The organism is Myxococcus llanfairpwllgwyngyllgogerychwyrndrobwllllantysiliogogogochensis (genome assembly GCF_006636215.1).
Lineage (GTDB): Bacteria > Myxococcota > Myxococcia > Myxococcales > Myxococcaceae > Myxococcus > Myxococcus llanfairpwllgwyngyllgogerychwyrndrobwllllantysiliogogogochensis.
This window is the reverse complement of record NZ_VIFM01000615.1, coordinates 1-613: the sequence shown is the minus strand read 5'-3', so window position 1 is coordinate 613 and position 613 is coordinate 1. Positions and strand designations below refer to the sequence as shown.

The following is a 613-nucleotide window of genomic DNA, read 5'->3' as shown; positions in this document are numbered from 1 at the left end:
GATTATTACCTGCTGCAGCCGGCTAACCTGTTCGGGATTGTCTGGTGTGCCGGAGGGCTTGTCGCCGGCATCCTTCTGGCGCGGCTGCTGGCATTTCTGCTGCTTGACGGTCATTTTGCGGCCGCTGACGAGGCGGTGAATGCGAAACTGAACCAGGAGAGCCGGCGCAGCAGCCAGCGGACCGGAGAAATGACCGACGTCCGCCACCTGCATTTCGGGGAGCCGGTACCGGTTAACGCGCTGGCCGATTTTTCCACAGAGCAGGCCCGGAAACAGCAGGCGGTGTTTCTGGGTAAGGATGAGCAGGGCCAGCCGGTGCTGGTCCCGCGTGATACCTGGCGCAAGACCAATATTCAGATCCTCGGCCTGCCCGGGAGCGGCAAGAGCGTGATGGGCACCAACGCGCTCATTCGCTGCGTACGCGATTTCGGGGACGCGGTGGTGTACTTCGACCCGAATGGGGACGCGTGGGCGCCGCACGTCTTCCGGGCGCACTGCCCGGACTTCACCCTGCTGGATCTGCGGCCGGGGAAACCGGCGCAGCTGAATCTGTTTCGCGATCTCGACCAGTACGCCCTGAAGAATCTGCTGGTTGCCGGGTTTAACCTGAGTG

At 63.0% G+C, this 613-nt stretch carries 1 protein-coding gene; it reads left to right on the top strand.

Going from position 1 to position 613, the window contains the following annotated elements; genetic code table 11:
* Positions 1-613 (top strand): hypothetical protein (locus tag FJV41_RS49640; protein ID WP_220137983.1); only part of this gene is annotated, 613 nt, incomplete at both ends.